The organism is Streptomyces sp. sk2.1, from assembly GCF_008120935.1.
Lineage (GTDB): Bacteria > Actinomycetota > Actinomycetes > Streptomycetales > Streptomycetaceae > Streptomyces.
Genome location: NZ_RDBO01000080.1, coordinates 1941 through 6592, shown reverse-complemented (window position 1 = coordinate 6592; position 4652 = coordinate 1941). Strand labels below are relative to the sequence as shown.

Here is a 4652-nt window from a genome sequence, read left to right as displayed (position 1 = left end):
GGTCCGGTGGGGCATCTGCCGGCCCCGGAGCGGCCCGCCGGGTGCCTTCTCGGGAAGTCACTGAGCCAATTGCGTGACCTGATTAAGACATTTTCTGTCGTAAAGTGCTGCGCATGTTTCCCGACTCCGTACCCCCTCGACTCGGCGGACTGTGGCGATCGACGGCGACGGGCGTCGCCCACGCCCCGCAGTCGCCGACGGAATTCCGCGGGGCGCGCCGTCGGGCCGTGCTGCTGACCGTGTTGGTGTGCCTGCTGCTGACGGGCGCGGTCGTGATGTGCGGAGTCGCGTTGGCGCATTGGGGCGACGCGTACGTGTGGCTGTCGAACCGCACCGGGGAACCCGGGCGGTACCGGCCGGGCACCGTTCTCGCGATCGGCCTGCTCCTGCTGGTGCCGGCCGCCCTCGCCGCGATGACCGCACGGTCCCTGCGCAGGCCCCGGAAACCGACGGTCGAACTCACCGCCACGGCAGTGCGGTCGAACATGCACGGCGTCGTCGAGGTGCCGTGGGAGGACGTGACCGGGGCCCGCGTGACGAACGGGCTGCACCTCGATCTCGCCGCCCCCGCCGCCTCCTACCGGACCGGGGGCCGCCCCCGCCGGGAGGACGGGACGGCCGAGCTCCGGCTGTACGCCCCCCACGGCGACCTGCTCCCGTTCCTGACGTGGCTGCGGGAGCACCCCGAGTCGCGTGCGGCGGTCCTGGCACCGTGGTCGGATCGGGTGGCCGTCAGGGACGGCGAGGACGAGCGGCACGGGTGAATGGTGAGGCCGAGCGGTGAGCGGACCGTATGCCCGGCCCCGGGCGTGCGCCTGACCACTCGTCACACGGGAACGGCACCGAACGGACCGCCGCCGGCGACGAGAACGGGCCTCCCCGAGTAGCGCCTCATGCCGATGTTCCCGTCAGGGCGTGCGCGATGTGGTCGGCGAGGCGGGGCAGCCAGTCGGGCCGTGCGTTCCCGAGCAGGTGGTCGCCGTGCGGGACGGACAGATAGGTGCCGTGTGGTGTCAGACGGGCCAGGGGCGCGCCGTCGGTCACGCCGGGGATGACGTCCCGGCCGCCGTCCACGACCAGGAGCGGGGCCGTGATGCGGGGCGCCAGGTCGGTGAGGTCGACATGGCGGGCGAACCGCCGGGCGGCGTCGGTTCCTCCGGTGCGCCCGGCCATGATCTCCCGTACCGACGGGGGCAGTTCCGCCCAGTCGAGGCGGAAGGGGCCGCTGACGGTGGCGACCGCCGCCACCCGCGGCTCCAGGGCGGCGGCCCGGGCCGCGAAGTATCCGCCCAGGCTCAGGCCGACGAGCCCGACGCGTGGGACGCCGAGGGCGTCGACGACCCGGCCCACGACCCGCTCGTAGTCCGGCACGAAGGTCGTGGTGGCCGCGAGCACACCCTGCCCGGGACCGTCCATCGCGAACACCGCGAGCCCTCTGGCGAGGAGCACGGCCACCGGATCGAGGAACTCCTCCTTGGCCGAGTTCAGACCGGGGACGACGACCACGGTTCCCGGCGCGTCGGAGGGGCCGCGCAGCCAGCCGGTGAACCCCTCGCCGCTCACCCGCCGCGCACCGGGCTCCAGTACGGCGAGAGCCTCGCCCAGGGCGCGATCCGCCTCGGCCGCGGCACGGTGGGCCTCCGCGTACGGCGCCAGGGTGGCGAGGTGGAACCACCGGGCCGCCGTCAGCAGGTGCTCACCCGCCGAGCGGGAGGACCCCGCGTCCCGCGCGCGCCGGAGGTGGCCGTGTCCGGCGCGGACGAAGGCCGGCCCCCAGTCGGCGACGGAGCCGAGACCGCCGGTGACGTACCGGTACTCGTGCGGGTCCACGCCGGCGCCGATGGCGCGCGTCCACTGGTCGGCGGCGAACTCGGTGACGCTCATCGTGCTCCTCCGGCCAGCAGGACGGCCCTGCCGCGCATCCGGTGCTCCCGCAGACCGACCGGGGTCTCGGAGGTCCGTGTCCAGCCGGTGGTCCGGTAGATCTCGGGATGCGGCCGGTCCTGGTGGCCGACGCCGCCGGAGGACCCGGTCGGCAGCACCCGCCGCCCGGTCAGGGACCCGGCCGTGCGCAGCAGCCGCAGGGCGATGATCCCGGCCGGGGGCAGGACCGCCGCCCGTACGCCGTCGACGGTGTCCGGGAGCACCGCGGGGGAGCGGGTGGGCACCGCGACGTACTCGGCCCGGCCGCCCTGTGCCGGATGCCCGGCCACGCGGGTGCCGATGCCCGGACCGGAGCCGTCGGCCGAGGCCCGGACGACGGGCCCCGCGACGTCCTTGCCGGGCAGCGGCCCCGGCCGGGGGCGTTCGAGAACGAACGTCTCGCCCCGGTTCGGCGCGAGCGCCTCGACCTCGACCGGAGCCTCACCGGGCCCGGGCACGGGCTGGGGAGCCTCGGCGAAAGCCACCGGGCATGCCACGTCTCCCGTGTGAATCAGTCTTCGCATGGAGAGGATGCAACTTCCACAGCTGCCCGGCGATCCAACAACTCTCACGCGAGTCCGACAACTTTTGGTTGTCACCTATGGTGAGAGGCGTGGATCTCGACATGGCGCAGGTGCGGACCTTTGTGTGCGCCGCCGAGGAACTGCACTTCGGGCGGGCGGCCGAGGCACTCGCCATCTCCCAGCAGGCGCTGTCCAAGAGGATCGCCCGGCTGGAGTCCCTGCTCGGCACCGAGCTGTTCCGACGCGGCGGCAACGGGACACACCTCACCGAGGCCGGGCGGCGCTTCCTCGCACCGGCCCGGCAGGCCCTGGCCGCCGCCGACGCCGCGGTCGCCGCGGCGGTCGGGAAGGACCGTCCGCTGCGCGTCGACGTCTGGGGACACCTCTACGCGCCGATGCGGACACTGGCCCGGGTCGCCGGACGGGCCGGGGAACTGGCACCGGGGCACGGACGCGATCTGCCGTCGGTGACGGCGGCCCTGCTGCGCGGCGACATCGACGCGGCCTTCGGCCGGGTCCACCCCCCGCTGCCCGCGGGGCTGACCCACCGCCTCGTCCGCCTCGAACCGGTGGACGCCGTACTGGGCACGGACCATCCACTGGCGTCCGAACCGGCGCTGAGGCCGGACCGGTTGCGCGACAGCGTGCTGTGGACACCCGGCGCACTGGGCAGACTCGACTTCCTCCGCCGGTTCGCCGACCGGTTCGGCATCCGTGCCAGCACGGCGGGCGCGAACCTGGGCCTCGCCCACTTCCTCACCGAGGTGGCGCGGGAACCGCACCGCTTCTCGCTGCTGCCCGCCGACGTGCCACTGCCACGGATCCCCGGTCTGCGCTCCGTCCCGCTGGTCGACCCCACGCCGCTGTATGCCTGGTCGTTGCTGTGGCGCACCGGCGACCCGCACCCGGGGCTGGACGGCCTCGTCGCCTCCTGCGCCGAGGAAGCGGGGCGGAGCCGATGGCTGGAGTACGACCCGGCCCGCGACTGGCTGCCCGAACCGCCCGCGCACCGGCTTCCGCCCCGGGCCGAACGGCATTGAGCCGGGACGGCGGCCGCCACAACCGCAACCGCGGCGGCCGTCCCGGCTCCGGTCACTCCTCGGGGAACGAGAAGTAGAGCGCGTCGCTGTAGAAAGAAGCGAAGTGGTCCCGCCAGTCCTTCCGCACGGAGGCGAGCCACGCGTCGTCGTTCCCGGCGATCGCGGCCTCGGCGCGGGCCACGGCGTCGGGTATCTCGCGGGTGACCAGGTACTCCACCGCTTCCTCGGGGTCCTCGTCCTCCTGGAGCGAGACGATCTCCCCCGTCTCCAGGACGAAGAACCGGTCCCGCTGCTTCTCCAGGTGAGCCGTGGTCCTGGCGACGCACTCGGCGAACTCGCTGTCGCCCTGGAGCCCCTGCCCGACCACGCGCAGGAGGTCGCCGAGCAGGGTGGCGCCGCCGTCGAAGTCCGCGGCGATGCCGATGCGGAGGTTCCAGATCATGGACGGGACCCTGGTCGTCCCACGCCCGACGAGCAGCTGGTGCGCCAGCGGGATGCTCCAGTTGTGCTCGGAGATGCAGCGGATCTTCTTCGGGTTCGAGTCCGAGTCCGGCGGCGTGCTCGTGGAGTAGAGGTAAGAACGGTTAGCCATGGTGGTGACCATAACCCCCGGGTCCGACATCGATGCCGGGGGCGGAACACGGCCCCTCCCCGTGCCCCGACCGCCACGGAAGCGGATTCACTCGTAGACGGTGGCGGCTTGCAGGGCTCTGGCCAGGAAGGCCCAGTCCCCTTCCTCGGGGAGCCGCTTCCCGAGGTTCCGATACCAGCCCGGCGAATCGTCCATCCACGCCGCGAGGGCCCCGAGGAAGTGATCGAGGTTCTGGTTCTCCCATTCGTGCCCCCGGTGGAGGTAGTCCCGGTGCAGTTCTCGGACGAAGGCGACCAGTTCGTCACGGCTGCTGATCTCGCCGTCGGGAGCAAGTGACATGGAGCGAAGGTACCTCGCTCCTGCGAGAGCCGGGGAGGACGCCCGGACGGACCGGGGCCGGTGTTCGGGGGAGTCGGGCGGGTGTCCGCGGAAGCCGGGGCTGACGTCCGGTCGTGTCCGCCCCGGCTTCCATGCCCGGCATCGTCCGCCTCGTCCGCCCCGGCCTCCACGCCCGGCCTTGTCCGCCCCGGCCGCCCTGTTCGCCCGGCTTCCACGCCCGGCATCGTCCGTCCC

At 73.4% G+C, this 4652-nt stretch carries 5 protein-coding genes and 1 pseudogene; 2 read left to right on the top strand and 4 right to left on the bottom strand.

The window, feature by feature from the left end:
* Window positions 1-113 precede the first annotated feature (113 nt).
* The gene (locus EAO76_RS36550; RefSeq protein WP_148840539.1) at window positions 114-764 is read left to right on the top strand and encodes a hypothetical protein; all 651 of its coding nucleotides are present in this window, start codon (window positions 114-116) and stop codon (window positions 762-764) included.
* 127 nt (window positions 765-891) lie between these two features.
* Here EAO76_RS36550 and EAO76_RS36545 read toward each other — a convergent pair whose 3' ends face one another.
* Together EAO76_RS36545 and EAO76_RS36540 are read right to left on the bottom strand one after the other, a co-directional pair.
* Entirely contained in the window at window positions 892-1884 is a 993-nt protein-coding gene (locus EAO76_RS36545) for a S9 family peptidase (RefSeq protein ID WP_148840538.1), read from the bottom strand.
* 122 nt (window positions 1885-2006) lie between these two features.
* Window positions 2007-2447: pseudogene (locus EAO76_RS36540) on the bottom strand (alcohol dehydrogenase); the annotation flags it as partial.
* An 89-nt stretch (window positions 2448-2536) separates the two neighbouring features.
* Here EAO76_RS36540 and EAO76_RS36535 point away from each other — a divergent pair.
* Window positions 2537-3487, top strand: coding sequence for a LysR family transcriptional regulator (locus EAO76_RS36535; RefSeq protein WP_148840536.1), 951 nt, complete (start codon window positions 2537-2539; stop codon window positions 3485-3487).
* A 52-nt stretch (window positions 3488-3539) separates the two neighbouring features.
* Here the strand turns inward: EAO76_RS36535 and EAO76_RS36530 are convergent, their stop codons facing one another.
* Both EAO76_RS36530 and EAO76_RS36525 read right to left on the bottom strand, forming a co-directional pair.
* Window positions 3540-4079: a hypothetical protein gene (locus EAO76_RS36530; protein WP_148840535.1), complete on the bottom strand. Its 540-nt coding sequence runs from the start codon at window positions 4077-4079 to the stop codon at window positions 3540-3542.
* 87 nt (window positions 4080-4166) lie between these two features.
* Window positions 4167-4418: a hypothetical protein gene (locus tag EAO76_RS36525; RefSeq protein ID WP_262376062.1), complete on the bottom strand. Its 252-nt coding sequence runs from the start codon at window positions 4416-4418 to the stop codon at window positions 4167-4169.
* Window positions 4419-4652: the final 234 nt, after the last annotated feature.

Excerpts from the sequence above, each read along its gene's own strand:
- EAO76_RS36530 (WP_148840535.1), bottom strand. The coding sequence starts at position 4,079 with ATGGCTAACCGTTCTTACCTCTACTCCACGAGCACGCCGCCGGACTCG.
- EAO76_RS36545 (WP_148840538.1), bottom strand. The coding sequence starts at position 1,884 with ATGAGCGTCACCGAGTTCGCCGCCGACCAGTGGACGCGCGCCATCGGC.
- EAO76_RS36550 (WP_148840539.1), top strand. The coding sequence starts at position 114 with ATGTTTCCCGACTCCGTACCCCCTCGACTCGGCGGACTGTGGCGATCG.
- EAO76_RS36525 (WP_262376062.1), bottom strand. The coding sequence starts at position 4,418 with ATGTCACTTGCTCCCGACGGCGAGATCAGCAGCCGTGACGAACTGGTC.